21 protein-coding genes are annotated in these 18497 nt (G+C 62.7%); 9 read left to right on the top strand and 12 right to left on the bottom strand.

What is annotated here, in order from left to right:
* Together M2335_RS16135 and M2335_RS16130 are read right to left on the bottom strand one after the other, a co-directional pair.
* Complete coding sequence (locus tag M2335_RS16135) at nucleotides 1–198, bottom strand: hypothetical protein (protein WP_264595473.1); 198 nt, start codon at nucleotides 196–198, stop codon at nucleotides 1–3.
* Nucleotides 199–267: 69 nt separating this feature from the next.
* On the bottom strand, nucleotides 268–444 hold the full coding sequence (locus tag M2335_RS16130) for a DUF3606 domain-containing protein (protein WP_264595472.1): 177 nt from the start codon (nucleotides 442–444) through the stop codon (nucleotides 268–270).
* 135 nt (nucleotides 445–579) lie between these two features.
* Between M2335_RS16130 and ligD the strand changes: the two genes are divergently transcribed.
* Genes ligD through M2335_RS16110 form a run of 4 tightly spaced genes read left to right on the top strand, consistent with a single transcriptional unit; the run spans nucleotide 580 to nucleotide 4024 of the window.
* Nucleotides 580–2484: a DNA ligase D gene (ligD, locus tag M2335_RS16125; RefSeq protein WP_264595471.1), complete on the top strand. Its 1905-nt coding sequence runs from the start codon at nucleotides 580–582 to the stop codon at nucleotides 2482–2484.
* Nucleotides 2485–2489: 5 nt separating this feature from the next.
* Nucleotides 2490–3290 carry an exodeoxyribonuclease III gene (xth, locus tag M2335_RS16120; RefSeq protein ID WP_264595470.1) on the top strand — a complete coding sequence of 267 codons (801 nt, stop codon included), beginning with the start codon at nucleotides 2490–2492 and terminating at the stop codon, nucleotides 3288–3290.
* Complete coding sequence (locus tag M2335_RS16115) at nucleotides 3287–3769, top strand: NUDIX domain-containing protein (protein ID WP_264595469.1); 483 nt, start codon at nucleotides 3287–3289, stop codon at nucleotides 3767–3769. The genes xth and M2335_RS16115 overlap by 4 nt, the downstream gene beginning before the upstream one ends.
* 12 nt (nucleotides 3770–3781) lie before the next feature.
* Nucleotides 3782–4024: a DUF6582 domain-containing protein gene (locus M2335_RS16110; RefSeq protein ID WP_264595468.1), complete on the top strand. Its 243-nt coding sequence runs from the start codon at nucleotides 3782–3784 to the stop codon at nucleotides 4022–4024.
* Nucleotides 4025–4057: 33 nt separating this feature from the next.
* On the opposite strand, the gene M2335_RS16105 is transcribed toward M2335_RS16110, so the two are convergent.
* A complete protein-coding gene (locus M2335_RS16105) occupies nucleotides 4058–4672 on the bottom strand; it encodes an SOS response-associated peptidase (protein WP_264595467.1) in 615 nt (204 codons plus the stop codon).
* Nucleotides 4673–4823: 151 nt separating this feature from the next.
* Here M2335_RS16105 and M2335_RS16100 point away from each other — a divergent pair, with 151 nt between their 5' ends.
* Complete coding sequence (locus M2335_RS16100; protein WP_264595466.1) at nucleotides 4824–5249, top strand: SOS response-associated peptidase family protein; 426 nt, start codon at nucleotides 4824–4826, stop codon at nucleotides 5247–5249.
* A 242-nt stretch (nucleotides 5250–5491) separates the two neighbouring features.
* Here the strand turns inward: M2335_RS16100 and M2335_RS16095 are convergent, their stop codons facing one another.
* Genes M2335_RS16095 through M2335_RS16075 form a run of 5 tightly spaced genes read right to left on the bottom strand, consistent with a single transcriptional unit; the run spans nucleotide 5492 to nucleotide 12047 of the window.
* The gene (locus tag M2335_RS16095; RefSeq protein WP_264595465.1) at nucleotides 5492–6094 is read right to left on the bottom strand and encodes a DUF2726 domain-containing protein; all 603 of its coding nucleotides are present in this window, start codon (nucleotides 6092–6094) and stop codon (nucleotides 5492–5494) included.
* A gap of 56 nt (nucleotides 6095–6150) precedes the next feature.
* A complete protein-coding gene (locus M2335_RS16090) occupies nucleotides 6151–6351 on the bottom strand; it encodes a hypothetical protein (protein WP_264595464.1) in 201 nt (66 codons plus the stop codon).
* A gap of 45 nt (nucleotides 6352–6396) precedes the next feature.
* On the bottom strand, nucleotides 6397–9459 hold the full coding sequence (mobF, locus tag M2335_RS16085; RefSeq protein WP_264595463.1) for a MobF family relaxase: 3063 nt from the start codon (nucleotides 9457–9459) through the stop codon (nucleotides 6397–6399).
* A gap of 4 nt (nucleotides 9460–9463) precedes the next feature.
* The gene (locus M2335_RS16080; RefSeq protein WP_264595462.1) at nucleotides 9464–11767 is read right to left on the bottom strand and encodes a type IV secretion system DNA-binding domain-containing protein; all 2304 of its coding nucleotides are present in this window, start codon (nucleotides 11765–11767) and stop codon (nucleotides 9464–9466) included.
* Nucleotides 11757–12047 carry a hypothetical protein gene (locus tag M2335_RS16075; RefSeq protein ID WP_264595461.1) on the bottom strand — a complete coding sequence of 97 codons (291 nt, stop codon included), beginning with the start codon at nucleotides 12045–12047 and terminating at the stop codon, nucleotides 11757–11759. Before M2335_RS16075 ends, M2335_RS16080 begins: the two co-directional genes overlap by 11 nt.
* Before the next feature lie 512 nt (nucleotides 12048–12559).
* Here M2335_RS16075 and M2335_RS16070 point away from each other — a divergent pair.
* On the top strand, nucleotides 12560–12778 hold the full coding sequence (locus tag M2335_RS16070; protein ID WP_264595460.1) for a hypothetical protein: 219 nt from the start codon (nucleotides 12560–12562) through the stop codon (nucleotides 12776–12778).
* Nucleotides 12779–12890: 112 nt separating this feature from the next.
* Here M2335_RS16070 and M2335_RS16065 read toward each other — a convergent pair whose 3' ends face one another.
* A complete protein-coding gene (locus M2335_RS16065) occupies nucleotides 12891–13115 on the bottom strand; it encodes a hypothetical protein (RefSeq protein ID WP_264595459.1) in 225 nt (74 codons plus the stop codon).
* A gap of 367 nt (nucleotides 13116–13482) precedes the next feature.
* On the opposite strand from M2335_RS16065, the gene M2335_RS16060 reads away from it, so the two are divergent.
* Nucleotides 13483–13974, top strand: coding sequence for a hypothetical protein (locus M2335_RS16060; protein ID WP_264595458.1), 492 nt, complete (start codon nucleotides 13483–13485; stop codon nucleotides 13972–13974).
* Between the two features lie 389 nt (nucleotides 13975–14363).
* Nucleotides 14364–14549 carry a hypothetical protein gene (locus M2335_RS16055; RefSeq protein ID WP_264595457.1) on the top strand — a complete coding sequence of 62 codons (186 nt, stop codon included), beginning with the start codon at nucleotides 14364–14366 and terminating at the stop codon, nucleotides 14547–14549.
* A gap of 91 nt (nucleotides 14550–14640) precedes the next feature.
* Here M2335_RS16055 and M2335_RS16050 read toward each other — a convergent pair whose 3' ends face one another.
* Both M2335_RS16050 and M2335_RS16045 read right to left on the bottom strand, forming a co-directional pair.
* Complete coding sequence (locus M2335_RS16050; protein WP_264595456.1) at nucleotides 14641–15219, bottom strand: hypothetical protein; 579 nt, start codon at nucleotides 15217–15219, stop codon at nucleotides 14641–14643.
* Between the two features lie 208 nt (nucleotides 15220–15427).
* Nucleotides 15428–16402, bottom strand: a complete 975-nt coding sequence (locus M2335_RS16045) for a DUF2493 domain-containing protein (protein ID WP_264595542.1) — start codon at nucleotides 16400–16402, stop codon at nucleotides 15428–15430.
* 473 nt (nucleotides 16403–16875) lie between these two features.
* On the opposite strand from M2335_RS16045, the gene M2335_RS16040 reads away from it, so the two are divergent.
* Nucleotides 16876–18006 carry a hypothetical protein gene (locus M2335_RS16040; RefSeq protein ID WP_264595455.1) on the top strand — a complete coding sequence of 377 codons (1131 nt, stop codon included), beginning with the start codon at nucleotides 16876–16878 and terminating at the stop codon, nucleotides 18004–18006.
* A gap of 27 nt (nucleotides 18007–18033) precedes the next feature.
* Here M2335_RS16040 and M2335_RS16035 read toward each other — a convergent pair whose 3' ends face one another.
* Nucleotides 18034–18354 carry a single-stranded DNA-binding protein gene (locus tag M2335_RS16035; protein WP_264595454.1) on the bottom strand — a complete coding sequence of 107 codons (321 nt, stop codon included), beginning with the start codon at nucleotides 18352–18354 and terminating at the stop codon, nucleotides 18034–18036.
* Nucleotides 18355–18497: the final 143 nt, after the last annotated feature.

Below are 18497 nucleotides of genomic sequence, written 5' to 3'. Positions count from 1 at the left end.
TCAATGGAGTGTCCCGTCGCCTTCGAGCGTGAGCGTCACGGCATTACGAATGACAAACCATGCGGACAACTGTTCCAGATCACCTGACGCTCTCAATGCGTCGATCTTCAGTTGAAGAACAGTCGCCACATCGTCGCCGTGCTGAGTGATCAGCTCGCGCGCGATTTGAAAGGCCAGTGCTTCGTCGTCGTCGCTCACTCAAACTTAGCCAAAACCTCAGTGCGACGCCACGATGCTCGAAAGCTGTTGGAGCAGTATTGGTCGCCTTCACCGCTTCAAATATTCTTCAACGGCGTCGGCGCCGTTGCCGACCGCCTTGACCGCCTCGGCAAGCTTGTCGCGGCTCACACCAAACTTCTTTGACCAGTACGCGACCTCGTAATCCTCGCCGAGCGCGACGCGTGAGCTGTCCTGGGGACTACGGAGGGTCTTGTCGTCAGCCATGGCATTTCTCCTTGAGCTTTGTTGGCCTCGTTCGCCTGCAACGCGGGTGTCACGCGCGGGTTTCCTGTCCGGCTCACGCACTCTGACGCTGTCGATGGAGCGAGTCTCATCGGCGGTGGAACGAGTTCGGCGGGCATGAGTATCATCGTCATGGTCAAGGAGGTCACCACGGAGCGCGGGAGCGCAGCCGGCCGAGCGCGTAAGACAGCCTCCGCGCGAGCGCTAAAGCCGCCGCCGTTCCAGCCTGTCCAACTGGCAACGTTGGTCGACACGGTGCCGACCGGCGATCGCTGGCTCCATGAAATGAAATATGACGGCTATCGGCTGCTGGTGTCCGTCGGGGGCGGGAGCGCTCGGGCGTACACCCGATCTGGTCTCGACTGGTCCGAGAAGTTTGGAGACATTGTCGATGAAGCAGCGAGGCTGCCCGTTGGCTCCGCGCTCATCGACGGCGAAGCCGTCGTGATGGATGAAAATGGCCGGTCGAGTTTCCAGGCCCTCCAGGGAGCGCTGAAGGGCGCCCCGGCCAGCATTGATTTCATCGCCTTCGATCTTCTGGAGCTGGATGGCGAGGATCTGACCGGTCTCCCTCTGACAGAGCGCAAGGCGAAGTTGCGGACGATCCTGCCGGAAGGCAAACACCGCATCCGCTTCTCCGACCACATCGAGGGCAATGGCGAGAAACTGCTGCACAGTTTCTGTGACGCTGGGCTGGAAGGCGTCATCTCGAAGAAGGCCGACGGACGGTACATCGGCTCGCGCTCGGGCGGCTGGCTCAAGACAAAGTGCATAAAACGACAGGAGTTCGTTGTGGTCGGCTGGACGCCGTCCGACAAGTCGCGCGCTTTTCGATCATTGATCCTCGGCGTTCACGAGGATGGAGTGCTCCGGTACGCGGGGAAGGTCGGCACAGGATTCAGCATGGCCGAAATCCTCCGCTTGATGGAGACGATGGATCCGCTCGAGCAAAAGACGGCCACCGTCAAAGCGCCTCGCGGCGAAGTCCGCGGTGCCCACTGGCTCAAGCCCAAATTGGTGGCCGAGATCGCCTATACGGAGATGACCAACGAGGGAACGCTGCGCCACCCGAGTTATTTGGGACTGCGCGCCGACAAGAAGCCTGAAGCGGTCGTGCTCGAGAAAGAAGAGCCGGTCGCCGAGATCGCTCCGCCGGCCGTGTCACGAGTGAAAATCAGCAACCGCGACCGCGTTATCTTCCCGGAATCGAACATCACGAAAGGCCAGCTCGCCGACCATTATGCGGCGGTCGCGTCCATCATGCTGCCCTGGGTCGGCAGTCGACCGATCAGCCTCGTGCGCTGCCCGCAAGGCCGGGCGAAGAAGTGTTTCTTTCAGAAGCATGATGCCGGCAGCTTTGGCGATACGGTCAAACACGTGGGCATCCTCGAGAAGGATGGACACGAAGAGCCCTACCTCTTCATCGACACGGCCGACGGTCTGCTGACCTGCGTTCAGATGGGCACGATCGAGTTTCATGGCTGGGGCGCTCGGATCGAGGACGTCGAAAAGGCTGATCGATTGGTTTTCGACCTCGATCCTGACGAAGGACTGGATTTCGAGAATGTGCGCACTGCTGCCTTCCACTTCCGCGACATCCTGAAGACGATTGGTCTGGAAACATTTCCGATGCTGACCGGAGGCAAAGGCGTCCACGTGATCGCGCCGCTGGTGCCAAGGGCCGAATGGCCTGAGGTAAAGGACTTCGCACACCGCTTGGCTCAGGCCGTTGCGCAAAGCGATCCCGACAATTTCACCGCAGCGCTGCCCAAGGCGCAGCGCAAAGGCCGTATCTTCGTCGATTACCTTCGCAACCAGCGCGGGGCGACTGCCGTGATGCCCTATGCCGTCCGCGCCCGGCCGGAGGCCCCCGTCGCGGCCCCAATCAGTTGGAAGGAGATGGAGAGGATCGATGCACCCAATCACTTCCACATCGGAGACGCGGCTGAGCTGGTGAAGCGAGCGAGCTCAAAAGCGCTGGCCGGCTGGGGACGTGCTGACCAGACGCTGCCGGACCTGTGACCTCGATGAAGATCGCCACCTACAACGTGAACGGTGTTAACGGCCGCCTACCCGTCCTGGTGCGGTGGCTGGAGGAAGAGCAGCCAGACATCGTGGTACTGCAGGAACTGAAGGCCCCGCAGGAAAAATTCCCGGAAAAAGCGATCCGGGACCTCGGTTACGATGTCGTCTGGCACGGCCAGAAGAGCTGGAACGGCGTTGCGATGCTGAGCCGCGTCGGCGAAATTCATGAAACCCGGCGGGGCCTGCCGGGCGATCCCGATCCCGCACAAAGCCGCTATATCGAAGCGGCGGTGAACGGCCTGCTGATCGCGGGCCTCTATCTGCCCAATGGCAATCCCCGCCCGGGGCCCAAATTCGACTATAAGCTTCTCTGGTTCGAGCGGCTCATCGAGCATGCCGCTGATCTTCTTGCGAGCGGCGCGCCGGTCGTGCTGGCTGGTGACTTCAACGTCATGCCGACCGAGCGGGACGTCTATAAGCCGGAGCGGTGGCTAGACGACGCGTTGTTCGCGCCTGAGGTTCGCGCGGCTTTTTTTCGGCTCCTCGAGCAAGGTTGGACCGACGCCTTGCGGACCATGCATCCGGACGAGACGATCTATACATTCTGGGACTATTTTCGGAACGCATACGGCCGCAACGCAGGCTTGCGCATAGATCACCTCCTGCTCAGTCCTTCTCTCGCTGATCGCCTGGTCGACGCGCAGGTGGACCGACAGGTGCGCGGCTGGGAAAAGACCAGCGACCACGCACCCACATGGATCGAGCTTGCCGATGCAAAACCGGCGCGGAAGAAGCGAAAATGACGGCCCCGAGGAGCGCCGGCATCCTGCTACACCGCTGCATCGATGGGTCCACAGAGGTGCTGTTGGTGCATCCGGGTGGTCCGTTCTGGAAGGACAAGGATGCCGGCGCCTGGCAGATTCCGAAGGGACTGATCGAACCAGACGAAGACGCAGAGACCGCGGCTCGCCGCGAGGTGGCCGAAGAGCTCGGCTGCCCGATCGACGGCGCGTTGATCGCCCTGGGCGAAGTTCGCCAAGCTGGCGGCAAGAGGGTGGTCGCCTTCGCGGCCGAACGAGATTTCGACCCTGCGGCACTGGTCAGCAATATGATTGAGATTAACTGGCCGCCGCGTTCCGGCCGAACGTTGGCCATCCCGGAGGTCGACCGGGCACAATGGTTCAACCTCGAAGCGGCCCGAGAACACATCCTTGCGAGCCAGGCGCCATTCCTCGATCGGCTCGTTGCCGCCCTTCCGCTCGCCGACCACATGCCGACCTAAAGGAGATGGATGATGACCGAGCTTAGTGCCGAAGACCGGAATGAACTGGACAAAGGATCCTTCGCGTTTCCCAAGCAGCGCAAGGAGCCGCTTGAAAATGCGAGCCACGTGCGAAATGCGGTCGCCCGATTCAATCAGGTCAAGGACGTGTCCGACGACGAGCGAGATGCTGCGTGGAAGCGGATCGAAACGGCCGCGCGAAAACACGGCGTCGAGATCAAGGAAAAGAGCTGGCGTGAGATTGGGAAGAGCTAGCGCAACCAGATGCGCGGGCGCACAGCTCAGCAGTCAGAGCATCTGTGACTGCGCGGCCACCTCAGGGTATACCTGAACCACCGGCAAGCTACCTTTCGGCAAGACGCGCAGCACCTCGTGGGCCGGGACCGATGGATCCAGCCAATCAGACCATTGATCGCGCGTGAGCGGAATGATCTGGCGAGAATGATAGGGGCGAATGTCGTCCCCCGGCTCCATCGTCAGCATTGTGAACGCTTCACCCTCAGGCGTGGCGCGCCAGATGCCGGCAATGCAGAACCATGGATGATCCCGCATCGTGAAGAGCCACTTGGTCTTGCGCTTCTGCTTGGGATCGTCGGGCTTCGTGAATTCGTAGAAGCCGTCGGCCAGGATGAGGCAACGGTTCGATGTGAACTCCCGGCCCTCCGATCTGAAGTTATAGACCGGCTTGCCCCCCTGCCCTGCCCAACTCCAGCGGCGATTGACCAGCTCGCCGGCACCGCGGACATCGCCGCTGCGGACAATCGGGGCGATATCGCTGATCTTGATGTCCTCGCGCGCCTCGACGTTCGGCGTGCCCTCGGGCATTTTGATCTTGATCTTCAGGTCATCGAAGTCCTGCGCGATCGAGGCGATGTCGACTTCCAGGCGATAGTCATTGCACATTGGTCGTTCCGCTCCAGCCCGTCTTGCGAGTCCTCGCCGTTCTTATTATGTTCTTTGGATGGACTCGCCAACCCCATTCGAGTCGGATGCCCCTGTCGGGAGCAAGCGCGCTATCATTCGATACAATCCGGACGATAGCGCAGAGCTTGAAATGGTCGAGGCTACCTGGGGATCCAACCCGCGCTTCAGCGACGGCGCGTCGTATCGATTCGTCCGATCCGAGGGAAAGACATTCCCTAGTCACCGCTGCCTTATGCCGGCCTCCGAGTGTCACATGACTGTGAAGGACCGCCGCTATCGCGTGCGGCTCGACGACGGCAATTTCTTCTATCTCGCCGGCGTCTGGGAACCGGCAATGGCCGATTATCCGCTCGCGTTTCGGATTATCACCGTTGCCGCCAATCTTGAGGTCAGTCGCTATCAGGATCGGCATGGGGCCATCATCCTTCGTCGTCAGGTCATGCATTGGCTCGACAAGGGCGTGCCGGAAGTCGATTTGTTGGAGACACCACCGGCGCGCACGTTCGTCATCGAGGAGATCACGAGCGGCCCTCGCCAGCCAGCGCTCATGTTATAACTTGATCCGAGGCCGCTTGAGGTAGGGTTGAGCATACCGCACGCCACAGGAAGGCTGGGAACAAGCAAATGTCCTCAATGACACTTTACCTAGCGCTCCCAGGTAAAGTGTCACGAACGGCATTTAGGGTTCCGTGATCGGAATCGCCCTCAAACGGATGTTGAACAGGCTGGTCGGTAAAGGGTCACGGGTGAATTCAGCAATGGCGAGCGAGCCGTTGAAGCGATTCACTCGGTCGATCATCAGACCCCATTGGATCGCTCTTCGAGCCGCAGCCTTTGGCGAGGAGGAGCCAAGCGTGTCACGACGGATGCAGCGGGAGATGCAGCGTTCTTGAGGTGTCCTACTGCTGCTTCAGCAGTCTGAATCGTGGGTTTGGCGGACGCTGGGACGCGGATGGTCTGGTAGCCGGCTCTTGCTGTCATAGCGTCCCGCGCTCGATCCTTGTCGGCATCATGCCAGCGATCGTCCAGCTCCAGCAGCGCTACCACCTTGCCAACGGTCGGATCGACGATCACGAAATCGACTATCTTCTGCGCGAACGCGTTTCGATCGGAAGGGAGCGTTCGTCGACCCGGCCTGGGTGCTGGTGCAAGAAGGGCTCCCATGGAGACCTGCGCGTGGATCCGGTACATCGGCAAAACTTGCTCTAATGCAGCGAGCATTGCGTACTCGCGGTTTGTCAGAAATGGTTTTGCGACCGGTGCCAGCGTCGCACCCCTCGCCAGTAAAAATCTCAGCCGAGTTGTGACAGCTGCGATAACGCCGATAATCAGCACTACACCTACGCAAAAGGCCAGCGTGGCGATCGGCAGTCGATAAATCTGATCGAAAATCTGAGACATTGAACCTCTCCCGGTTTGGGCACGAGGCTCGCGCCCCGCGCCGGCGCTGCTGCCTGTCAGTTCCAGCCGTCGCGGCGGCCCTCGTTGCTGTCCTTAAGATCGCGGCCGTCGAGTGCGGACCGGCGGATCTCCAGCTCGACCTGGTCACCCTTGCGGCGGGTGCGGAAGTCCGCGTCCCTCAGACCATTGCGGCGCGCATAGTCTTCGGCCGCCTTCTCGCTGCCGAACTTCCCGCCTTCATCAAAATCCCATGCCATATGTCGTCTCCTTGGAAGGGCCGGCACGGCGCCGGCGTGTCGCGCTCACAGGTCGAGCCCCAGGCTGCGTTCGGGCAGCGGCGGGAGCAGGTCGCCCTTGTCGGGTTTGACGTCGGGCGGTGCTTTGAGATCGCTTGCCTTGGCTGCGGCGCCCGGGGGCGCGATGGGCCCGTCCGGCACCGGCGGCAGATCAGCGAGAATGTCGGGGACGTCGGCCAGGTTGATGCCGTCGATCGGGCCCGGGTCAAACTTGGCCAGCGGGGTCGTGCCCTTCTTCCCGTCGATGTCCAGTCGGCCGACCGTTTCCAGCGCCGAGGTCTTGTTGCCGGGGTTGAGATCAAGCTGACGCTCGAGCTTTTCCCGGTTGTCGACGACCATGGTCAGCTCGTCGCGAACCCGCGTCACGCCGACATTGAACAGCCGCTGGTTGGAGAGATTGCGCTCATGGCTATCCATGACCGTGATGGCTTTGTCGGTCGTGATGCCCTGCGCCATGTGCATGTTGAGTGCGTAGGCAAGGTCGAGCCGAGAGAGCATCGGATCGCTAAGGTCGAGCGTCAGCCGCTGCTGACTGGCGGTTTCGACCGTGACGCCATTGGCATCGACCGTGAGCACGCGCGCGAGCGCCGCATTGTGAAGGTCGCGCGGCTTGTCGTTGGCGGTCCAGCGGATGCGATCGCCTTCCCGGATGTGAAGGTCCTTCTTTTGCGTGAGCTCCAGCCGATCGCGTTTTTCGGTCGGTGAAAGCTTCTGCGGGTCGAACCGAATCCGTCGACGACCGTCGCTCAGCTCGATCTTGCCGTTCGGCATGACCTTGATGACGTCGTATCGCCCCTTCTCGAGGCCCACATCCTGCGCGCCGCCACGGCCGACATCGAGCGTCTGGCCAGGTTGATAGGTCGACGCATACCGTAGTTCTTCACGCGTCAGATTGACGCGCTCATAGACGGTGAGGTGGATCCCCTGCCCGCGCACCGTACCTTCGGCCGCGAGGCCGTCCTGAATGCGCTGATTCATGATCGCGCGGGACTCGCGGCCCGAAGCGAACAAGGCGGTTGCCGCGCGGTCGTTGGCGGCTAGCGCCAGCCACATATCGGCGGCGGTCTCCGGCGCGCTGGAGCTTTCGTGGACGTTGTCGCCCAGAACCTTCATCGCCTCGCCTGCCTTGCCGACATTGGCGAGCGCCGCGACGGTCCGCAGCGTGTCGGTGCGCTGGCGGATATTCTCATCCATCCGCGCCATCGTGCCGCCGCCGGCTTGGATCATCGCGAAGGCTTTGCCGGCGTCGATCGAGGAGAGCTGCTGCCGGTCACCCACCAACACGAGCTTCTCCACGCCAAGCGCTTCGGTAATCCGGTGGAGCTTGAGCATGTCATCGCTCGAGACCATCGAAGTTTCGTCGACGACGAGCATGGCGCCAGCGAACTTGGCCTGTGCCGCCTCGTACCGGGGCGTATCGCGCTCGGTGACGAACCGGTCATTGGCGAGCACGAACGATGCGATCGTCTGGCTCTTGATGCCTGCCCCTTCAGCAAGGTCAGCGACCATCTTGTTCTGGAATGCCAGGCCGAGAACCTCTCGACCCTCGATCGCAGCGACCGTGGCGACCGCCTGCAGCATCGTCGATTTGCCAGCGCCCGCGACGCCCTGGATGGTGACCGTCCGATCCTCTGACGAAAGAATGAGCGTGGCTGCGGCCAGCTGTCCGGCATTGAGAGGGCGATTGGCTGCAGCCTGCAGGCGCGCCGGCGCTTCAGCGGCGCTGATGATTGACTGCGCCTTACCTCGGCCTGCCTCTACCGCCTTCAGGATGCTCCCTTCGGTACGAAGCGCTTCGCGCGTCGTGACCATCTGCACGCCCTTGTCACCGACCCTCGCGACGCCCGGGATAAGTTGGCGGTTCTCGATCAGCTGGCCGATCCGATGCTCGACCGTATCAATCGTCACGCCCTTCAATCCGAGGTCGAGGGCGGTCTTCGCCAGGAGGTGAACGTTGAAGGCTGCTTCGCGCTCGGACAGGATCCGCACGGCCGACGCGACAGCGAGCTGCGCGCGTGCCGTGGTGGGCGATTGGGTCACGCGGGCGAGGCCGCTATCGACCAGCGGATCGCTCGGACGAAGGAAACCGCCGACGAGATCACGCGCGCCAGCGATCGCTTCCGTGACGGCGCGAAAACCGCGTTCGAGCCGGCTGTCCGCCGCGCTCTGGCCCGAGCGCGTTTCGGCTGCGGCGAGCAGACCCTTGCCGTCGAATCCCAGGGCGGCGGCCTTCTCGATCCAGCCCTTGAGAAGGCCATCGCGATCATCGGCATTGAGCTTGGGATCGCGGGTGTTGGTGGTGACGCCATCGCGCCCCTTGGCCGACACGATGCCCAGCTCGGCTGCCTTTTCCAGGATCGCCTCGCGACGCTGGCTGAAGGCGTCGATCACGGTTTTGGGCACTCCCGCTATCTCGAAGGTGCCGTGCTTGCCCTTGAGCTCGACGTGGTAGCCGAGCTTCTCCAGCCCGGCGCGCAGATGGGCATGATAGATCGCGCCGATCGTAGTATTGTTGCTCCAGATCTTGTCGGCGTGGAGCGCCTGCCACTTCCCGTCGGGCATCTGGGTAAGGTTGGCGACGACGGCATGGAGATGGGCTTGCGGATCGAGCGCCCGGCTCGTGTCATGTTGGAAGAGTGCGTAGACGAGATTGCCGGTCTTGACTGGGACCTTACGCCCCTCGATGTCCTTGCGCCCTTCCGCGAGATTTTTCTCGACCCAGGCCATCGTCTTCTGGACGGCCGCCATGTTGGCGGCGAGCACCCGTTTGTCGCCTGCGACATAGGCCATGAGCGAGACCGACTTCGGCGCGGAGAAGGTGAGATCGAGGCCGTTGCGGCGATTCTCGACCTGCGCGACGCCTTCGCCAGACGGAAGCGTTCCGCTGAGGATTTCCTCGAACGCCTGCTTGGACACCTCGCCTTCAAGCCCGAGCGTTTCGGCCCCTGCCCCGCCCCATTCGCTCTGTTCGGCCGAGCCGTCGGCTGTGTAGTAATTGTCCTTGAAGTCGTCCTTCGCGAAATAGTTCGCGGCGCCTGATGCTGAGCGGACGGAGGCGATCGAGTGCACGGGCCTAGATCCCCATGTCCATGCCATCGTGGTCGCGGCCGGTGGCGAACCCTTCCCTCAACTCGATAAGAGTCTGATCCTCGACCTGGGTGCCGCGCGGCTGGGCATCATGCGCCTCCCTGCGATCGTCGGTAGCGCGCGTGCCGACGGCTTGTTCGGGGGGCTTGTCGCGCGCGACCTGCGCCTTGTCCGCGGCGTGAGTTGCCGCCATAGTTTGCTCGTTCCGATCGTCGTGCCGCTGCGCGGCCCGCATCGTTTCGGCAGCCTCTTCCTCGCTCGGCGCCTGCAGAATGCGGGACGCCATGTCCTTGGCGAGATTGGTCGCCTCAACGACCTCGTCGACGATCTGAACGGCGCCATCACGACCGCCCGCCTCTCCACCATCCTCGGCAAATGCTTGCTCTCCGCGCCTCGACCGCACGGGGCGCATCGATGGCCTGCCGACGAAGCCGGAGGCGACCGGGGGATAGTCTTTCCACTCGAGCAGGATCCGCGCAGCCGGGAAGCCGTCCGGAAACTTCACGAAGCCGTGCATCGAGGGCAGGTTCGTGATGTCGTCGGCGATGACGAGCGGCTCGACCTGCTTACGCGGGGTCAGCGTCGAGGCGTCACGATTGTTGTTGTAACCGTAGCTGTACGCCTCATCCATCTGACGCACTTCGCGGTTGCCGATGTAGCGCGCGCACTGCTCGGCGGTATCGAGATCAGCGGTCGCCAGGATGAGTTTGGAGCGGGCAAGCGAGGCGAGATTGCGGGCGCCCTGCTCGCCGTAGACCTCGACCAGTTTCTCGAAACTGTGGATGCCCAGGATCATCGCGCCACCGAAGGCGCGCGCGGTCTGCAGACCGTGCTCGATCGCGGGCAATTTATGGAGCGCGCCGAGCTCGTCGAACATGAACCACATCCGCAAGGAGCGCGTTCGCGGCATGGTCATGAAGCGATTGATGCAAAGATCCATCCAGAGCGTCAGGAGCGCCCGGTTCATCGGCAGATCGACATAGTTGGAGGTGATGAAGAGAATTGCGCCGGGCTTCTTTTCGCCCGTGATCCAGTCGCGGATCGAGAATTGCTCACCTTCGTCCGGCAGGAACCGCAAGACCTGCGCATTGGTGTTGAAGACGGCGCGAATCGACTCCGCCATCCGTGCGGCTTCCGGCGCGGTCAGCGGGTCGGCGATGGTGTTGGCGAGGAAGCGATGCACGCGCTTGAGATCCGCAGTCATCAGATTCTCGCTAAGCGCGAGATTGGTGGCCTGGCCGCGTTCCTGGAGGCGGATGCACATCTCGATGAAGAGGGTGCGCGCAGCGAGCGCCCAGAAGGGTTCTGAGGATCCGCCATCGGAGGGGATCAGGGCGGCGGCGGCCGCGGTGAATTCGCTATGCGTGCGGCAGTCGTTGAAGATCGACCAGGCCGGGCAGCGCTGGTCCATCGGGTTCAGGATCGTGTCGCGGTCGGGATCGTAGAAGGCTTCGACATAGGCGCCGGTCAGGTCGAAGATGACCGCATTGTCCTGCCGCTCGCGCATCTGAAAGACGAGGCTGCGAAGCTTGGTCGTCTTGCCCGATCCCGTCGTGCCGATGAGCATCGTATGCGATTGCTCCATGCGGTGCGGATAGGGGACGCCGGCAAGGCTGTAGGGGTGATGGATGCCGCCAGCCTTGCGCTCCGCGAAGGGCAGTCTGAGGACCGCTGAGGGCGTGAGGCGGGGGAAGAATTGGCGCGCGTCTTCCTCGAACTTGGCGGCATTATGTTGGGCGATTTCAGCGAACAAGACGCCGCGATCGACGAGCATCGCACCGCGTTCGTGGCGTTCCTGAAGGATCGTCTTTCCGCGCTTGCGGGAGATATCGACGAACCAGATCGTGACTGGCGCGATGACGAAAACCGACACCAGGATCGAGCCGATCAGTGCTCGGATCGTGTCGTCCCATGCCTTCTGAACGGCCGGAATATAAGGCACCGCCGGCATGATCGTTTTGTAGATTTCGCCGTTCGGCAGCGTGACGTTGACGCGCTTGTTCGGGTTGAGGTCGACCCAGTTCCAGAGCGCCGAATAGACCTTCATGCAGACGAGCTGGAAACCGTGGTCATCGAGGCGGAGCGACAGGATCACGAACCAGGCCGCAAGGAACGCGAAAAACCATGCGATAATGGGCAGCCGCACGCCCGAGAACCACATCAGCATCTCGTGCGTGAGAAGCTGGCTGCCGCGCGTGAAATTGCCCGAGTTGCGCTGCACTTGGCCGCGCGCCGAATGGTGCGTCAGCGGGATGTTTTTGCCGTTCGATCGGATGTCCTCACGCGCCATGATATTGGACCAGGCGCTTGTCGGTTTCGGCCACGAGACGGTCGCGCAGCTCGGGATATTGCTCGCGGATGATGACGTCCAAGGCGAGCTGCTGGAACTCGCTAATACGAGCGATCCGGCGGTGGCTGGCGGTCAGGAGATCGGAGGAGGACAGGAAGACATCGAGCGCCGACCGGATGATGTCGGCGAGGCTGAGTTTACGCTCCGCGGCGATCGCGCTCAGGCGGTCCCACTGGGTCCGCTCGAGCCGCACATTATAGTGTCGGTAACTGGTAGCCAAGACCAACCTCCTAGCAGGGAGGCTGGTGGGGACTGAAGAAGGGCTGATTTATAGCGTAGAGGCCGGCGCGCGGCAAGTTGATCGTCGAGTGCCCCGTGCGCTGTAGTCGCTCGTACTACGCTGAAATGGCGGATTTGCGCGACTTTTCCGTCCCGCCACGAACGTACTACATTGTAGTCGCCTTCCCGTCCGCGCTAAACCGTTGCGAAGCAACGAAAATCCTGCACCATTTGGTGCGTAGGGTGTGCTAATCCTATGAGACCGATCCCCTGTCCCTGGGTCGACTTGAGACTTGCTGATGGGGCGCCGGCTTCCGAGTCCGGCAGGGGGCCGATCCGCCGAAAGGCGGAAGGCTGGTGGCGTCACCGCCGACGTAGTCGCGCGACGTGATCAGGCGAAAGCAGGATAGTAACGCCGGACCTTAGCGTGTCGTGGACCGTCTTCCAGCGATCCGACATCGCGATTATGATTGTCCTGTTCATAGCCCGATTAGCGTTGAACATGAGGCCCATATGGCGAAGACATTGGAACAGGAGCGCTTGGCGTTGGAAGAGGATGCGCGTCGGCTGGAAGAGCGGCGCAAACGCCTCGAGGAAAAGGAACGAGAACAGGCGATCTCGACGATCGAAAAGACGGGACTGCTCAAGCTCGACGCCAAGCGCCTGACGGCGCTGAGCGATCGCATCAAGACACTCGGGATCGAGGCTGTCGAGAAGCGGCTGGCGGCCTGAACTAACGTGCCGCGCCAACGGCGCGGCACGGACATGGGGGGCTCGATGCCTCCCATGTCCGTCTCTCTCCCAACAAAAAAAGGGAGAGGCGCGAGGCCCCTCCCCTGATCCTTCAGAACTCGTCGGACATGCGGCCGGGCACGGTGTGGACCACTCGGTCGATGAGCGTCATCGGCAGCGCGTCATAGTCGCCTTCGTCGATGGCGACGTAGCGGCCCTGCTCATCCTCGATGACGTGCTGGTCGAAGAAGCTGTGGAGTGCGCGGCGCTCAGCGAAGGCGAGCGCGGCGAGATAGTTGGCGGTGTCGGCGTGGGCGGTGGTCGAGATGATCTGCATGGCGTGCCTCCTGTCGTCTTGAATGACAGGGGAATGGTCGTCGTTGAGGGAGCCGCCGGGTCAGGGACGCCGGCGTAAGCCGGCGCCGCGTAGCGGCGGTGGGGGTCACGATTTTCTTCGGCGGCCACTGCCGCCGAAAGACATGGACTGCCGCTGATCCGCCGAAGAAAATGGTGGGGCCCCGCCGTCCTTGACGCGGCGGCTCTCTCAACGACATGCTCGGAATTCTGTGAGAGATTTTTATCCTCTGATGTGCGCGGAACGGTAGCGGACAAAGCTGCTACAGCTTGACGCAGCGACAGGGCTTGAGGTGAGGTTACGGGGCGTGGGAGAAGCAAAGGCGCGGCGCGAGGAATTGCGGGCTCGGATGATCGTCGAGCTGGAGCGACTCATGGTGCCGACATCGCAGGACGAAGACGCGCTCAACGATGAAATCCGTGCGCTCGACTTCTACCAGATCCATCGTGTGCCCGATGCGCAGCTAGCCTATATGAAAATGGAGCCGCAGCGCTGTCACCAGAATGCAGGCGCCTATGTGAAGCTCGACCCCAGTGGCGAGAGTCGTCACGTGTCGGGTTGGTGGAAGCGCAACGGCATCTTCTATTTCCATTCGGTCGTGCTGTCGCAGACGAAGCTGCACTGCATCACGCCGCACGCGGACCGTTCGCCGCTGACCTTCGCTCCCGATTTCGATATCGTCTGGCGCGAGGTTGATGGGTTCATGAAATCCGCGCGACGCGGCGCCGAGGTGCCGTATCTGGTCCGCGATTTTCCAGACAAGGTGATCGCTGAAGCGACCGAGGCACGCGACTCCTTGCTGGCCGGCGCCGACCCGCGTTCGATCAAGATGCGACTGTAGGTGCCGCGAAAGAAAAACACCGAATCTCACCCGGAAAGACGCGCTGAAGAAATCCTGGGCGAGCAATCCCTGCAAAGGATAAGTAGGGCCTTTTGACGGCCTTCAGTAGGGCTGCGCCTCCTTCTGGTTGGTTCATCCGACCGCCTGTGATAGTTCCGGCAGGCGCTGCGAAACGGGCAGCGCCGGGACTGGTAATCCCGCTGAGAACGGCAACTCGGTGTGATCTCACGCCGGGGTGCCTGCGCATATGTCCAGGTGCCTCGGCACTAAAAGCGTAGGCGCATGTCTCGGCGTGTTACCAGCCCCGGCTCCCGCGCCCAGTGCGTGGGAGTTGTTGGGCGGGCGCACTGACACTGCCGCCGGTAAAAGCGCACCTGAATGGGTGAAACATGGATAGCCTCGGAAAGGACCCCGTGGTCGCACGCGCCCTCGCGTTGACGCTGATGCGGCAGGCGCTCGCGCTGCTCGATGCAGCAGGCGAAACGGAACCGGCTGTCCGCTTGCAGATGGCGATAGACTCGATGACGCGGACGGCGCCTGTGCCCCCCCCGATGATCGGGATCGACCGGCCTTGAAAAACAAGGTTGGACTTGGGCCCGGCGGTCAGAAAAAGGGCGCGCCAGCGTCAGCGGCGCGCCCTCCTTCAGCGGCGGATATGGACGGAGGCTAGGCCCATTCCAGCCGGGAAGTATCATAGGCATCAGCTGTCGCGAGCAGCTGATCGAGCCGCTCGAAATAATGCGTGACGCCATGCTCTTCGGCACGCCGGCGCACGGCTGGATTGGCGAGCCTCGCGCGCATCGCGTCGATCGGGATTTCGCCGACGCTGTCGGGGCGCAAACCCAGCCCTTCGAGCAGCGCGTAGGCATTGGCTGGCGTGAGATCCAGCTCGACGCCTTGGTCCGAGGTCAATGCGACGCGCATGTTGATCGTGCCGCCTTCCTCAACCCGATAGACCCGCACCCGCCGGCAGCGAAACTGCGCCTCCTCGACGACGCTGATCACGTTGGTCTGGTAATCGAAGATGCGGGTCACCGCGGCGAGTGCGATTGGGCAGACACGCGCCTCGAAATGATAGGATAGAAACGCGTCCTCGGCGGCATCGGGATCGAGCAGCACGGTCCCTGTTCGCAGGCTTTCCTCCCGAAGGAAGGCGCGGAAAGCGGCGAGCTGGCGCGCGTTGATGGTGGCGATTGGACCGCGCTGATCGTCAGCTGTGGTAGCGATGCGGAACGTGATGGACATCTCGTCCTCCCCTGATGAACCGCAAATCTCCCTCCCCCTCCTCTTTGATCCGCTTCGCGGGTCTGACCCGATGGCCGTGAACAATGTCGACCGAGCGCGGCGCGCTCAGTCCCAAGCGGCGCGAAGGGGCTCGATGCCCCTGAGCGCCGCACCTCGACACAAAAGAAAAGGAGAGGCCCCGGCCGAAGCCGGAGCCCCTCCACGGTGCTCACGCGCGCTGTTCGAGGCGCTGGTGCGCGAGGCGGACGATGTGCAGCGGAACCCCTGCTTGCCGGAGCTTCTGGGCGAGGTTCTGCTGAATGCCCGAGCCTTCGCAGATGACGGCTTCGATCGGCTTCAGACCGAGGATACGGTCGTTGCGGACAAAGGCGGCACGGTTACCCTGGCTGCGGTCGAGGCGGAACTGGATGACCTTCACGCCGCGCGAGGCAGCCCATGCGTGCGCCACGGCGTCGCAGCCCTTGGCCTGTGCGGTGGTGGCAAGGATCATCTCGGGGATGCGTGCCTTGATGCTGTCGAGCCCCTTCCACAGGAGGTCGCCATCTTCCCATACCTGGCCTCCGGAGAAGGCAACGACGGGTCCCTCAGGCGCGTACTGCTCGCGGCGCTCCCGGGCGCGAGAGGCGAGATAGTCGCGTGCGTCGATCATCGAGGCGTTGAGGGCAGTCGAGACCCGGCTTCCCCGGACCGGCGAGAAGGGCTTGCCCGTTTCGATGCGGTACATCTCGGCGGCGTGGTCGCGCATGCACTCCATCGCCTCCCGGCATCCCTGCAGCGTCTGGCAGAGGAGCTGCGTATCCTCCAGCTCGGTCGCGTAGATCTCGGACGGGTCATAGCTGCGAGCCAGATCGCCGAGCTTCTTGGCGGCATCGTCCTCCCGGCCTTCGATGCGCTTGGCGACAACATGGAAGCTGTTGGCGAACCCCCAGACCAGGTCGGTAGCGAAGGGCTCCATGCGCGTGTCGCGCAGCACATCGAACATCGTCGCCATCATCATTTCGACGGCAGCGCGGACCTGCTCGGGGTCGGGCATGTCCAGCGCTTCGGGCGCCTCGACGATGCTCAGCTTTGCCATTTCGCTATGTTCGATGAACGCACCCTCATAGGTCTGCGTCAGGTCTTCATTCTCGCGCGCGGCTGCGATGTGGCTGGCGAGGTCGGCGAAGTTCGTGAAGTTCTGCATGATAGCCTCCATGTCGTGGATCTCATCCATTCGATGAGGCATCTCATTCGACGTGCGGCGGTCGTGGCAGTCAGGGACGTTAACCGGGAAGCCGGCGCAGCCGGACCCCGGTTAACGCCGCGAAGCGGGGAGTGGGGGAGCCGATTTTCTCGTGGTCCAGAACGCAGCGAAGTGAAGTGGCGGGCCGCGTGAAAATTGGGGGCACCGCTCATCCTTGACGGGCTCGGATCCCCGCACGTCATATCTAGGCATTCAGAGAGAGAGATTTTTTGGGGCACTCCGCTTGCCCCAGGCGCCATCGCAAGGTGGTCGTCACCCGCAGGGCGGAGACCGGCACGGGCTCCGGGAGGCGTTAGCCGAGTAGGGCACCGGTCCCGGCATCGCCGGGATGCGTCGAACACTCTGGGCGCGGTTCACTCTGGTTGTCCAAATGTTGGTCGCACGGCTCGCACTGATCTGACAGAAACGGCGTCATGAGACGCAATCCTTTTGGCTTCACCGAGACCGCCGCCGATCGTTACCTTCGGGAAGAGCGCGAGCGCACCAAACTGTTCCGGGATGTCCTGGGCGGTGGCACCGTGGCGACAGCGATCCGTGAAGGGACACAGGCGCGCAACCTGATGCGCGGCGTTGACTTTGATCGACCCTATCGCGGCGTGCTGGATGCTCTGGAGCGCGACCGCAAGGAACAGGCCTCCTTCAAGGCGCTGACCAGTACCGCCTGGGCGCTCTCTGTCACCGAGACGGCGCGCAATATCGCCGAGCGAAATGCCGGCCTCTTTGAGGAGCAGCGGCGTTTGTCGGGCAGTGTGCTCGAGACGGTGAAAGCGTTCGATCTCAATCGATCGACTGTCGCGTCGGCGATCGCGGCGGCAAGCAGCAGCGACAGCGTCCGCCGGATGATCGCCGAGGCGTTGCCGCGCCTCTCGGCATTCGGAGCGATCGCAGAGCAGATGCGGTTGGTCGACGCAATGACGCTGCGTGCCAGCAAAGGGATCGTGCACTCGTCGACAGCGCTGGCGGCCGAGATGGTCTTGGAGACGCAACGGATCGCCGAAGCGATCGTGGCGGCGCCGACGGATGAGGAGAGCGCCGAACTCCAAGGCGAGCTGCTCGAACTGATCGCCAGTTTCGTGCCACGGCTCGAGCCGAACACGATCACAGAGCTGCAGAACATGGGGCTGTTCCAATGGTCGGGATGGCTCGCCGGGATATTGGGTCTTCTTCTCGCGGTCGCCGCGATGAACCCGGGCATGTCGCAACAGGAAAAGGCAGTGTTCGGCGAACTCAACCAGAAAGTTGAACAGCTCCAACAGGAGACACACCGCTACTACGAAGCCGAAGGCCGCGCGGAAGAAGCCTATGTCGCTGATCTACCGAGGGCGGAGCTGTCGCGGGACGCGACGCTTCGACGCAAGCCGGAGCGCGCCGGGGCGGTCGTGATGAAGGCGTCGAAGGGAATGCTGCTCGCGATCGAGAAGAGCGAGGGCCGCTGGCGTCTTGTGGTGTTCCGGGACCCGCTATCGAATCAGCTTGCCCGTGCCTGGGTTTACGCGACCGCGGTGATGCCACTGGCGCCGGCGTTGGACGCGAAGGGGAGTTAGGGCGGCGCAAGCGCCGCCCTGGCAGGGTCAGAAGAAGTCGATCTTGTCGGCCCAGATCTCGCAGCCATAGCGGGTGGTCCCATCGCGGTCCTCCCAGCTCGAATAGTGCAGGCTGCCACTGATCGCGACCACATCGCCCTTCTTGCGCGAGGCGCCGGAGCGGCTGAGCCCGTTGAAGCAGGTGACCTTGTGGAATTCGGTCTCCTTGGCGGTGTAGCCGGTGGCTTCGTCGACATAGGTCTTGCCGTCCTTGAGCTTCACCCGGTCGGTGGCGACGATGAGAGTTATGACGCTGCCGCGGGTCTCGGGATCTTTGACGACGCGGCCGGCGATGTTGATGTTGTTCATGGCGCTGCTCCTTGTTTGGTCCGACGGCCTTCCCGCCGGTGACACCGAAGAGCGACGTGCAGGATCGCATCGCACCGCAGCGCTAGCGCAGGGGAACCCCTGGAGGGAGCTGGCGCGGGCAGCCGCGCAGCGGCAACACGGGC

Source organism: Sphingobium sp. B12D2B (genome assembly GCF_025961775.1).
In the GTDB taxonomy this organism is placed as follows: Bacteria; Pseudomonadota; Alphaproteobacteria; order Sphingomonadales; family Sphingomonadaceae; genus Sphingobium.
This window is presented reverse-complemented; position numbering and strand designations above follow the sequence as displayed.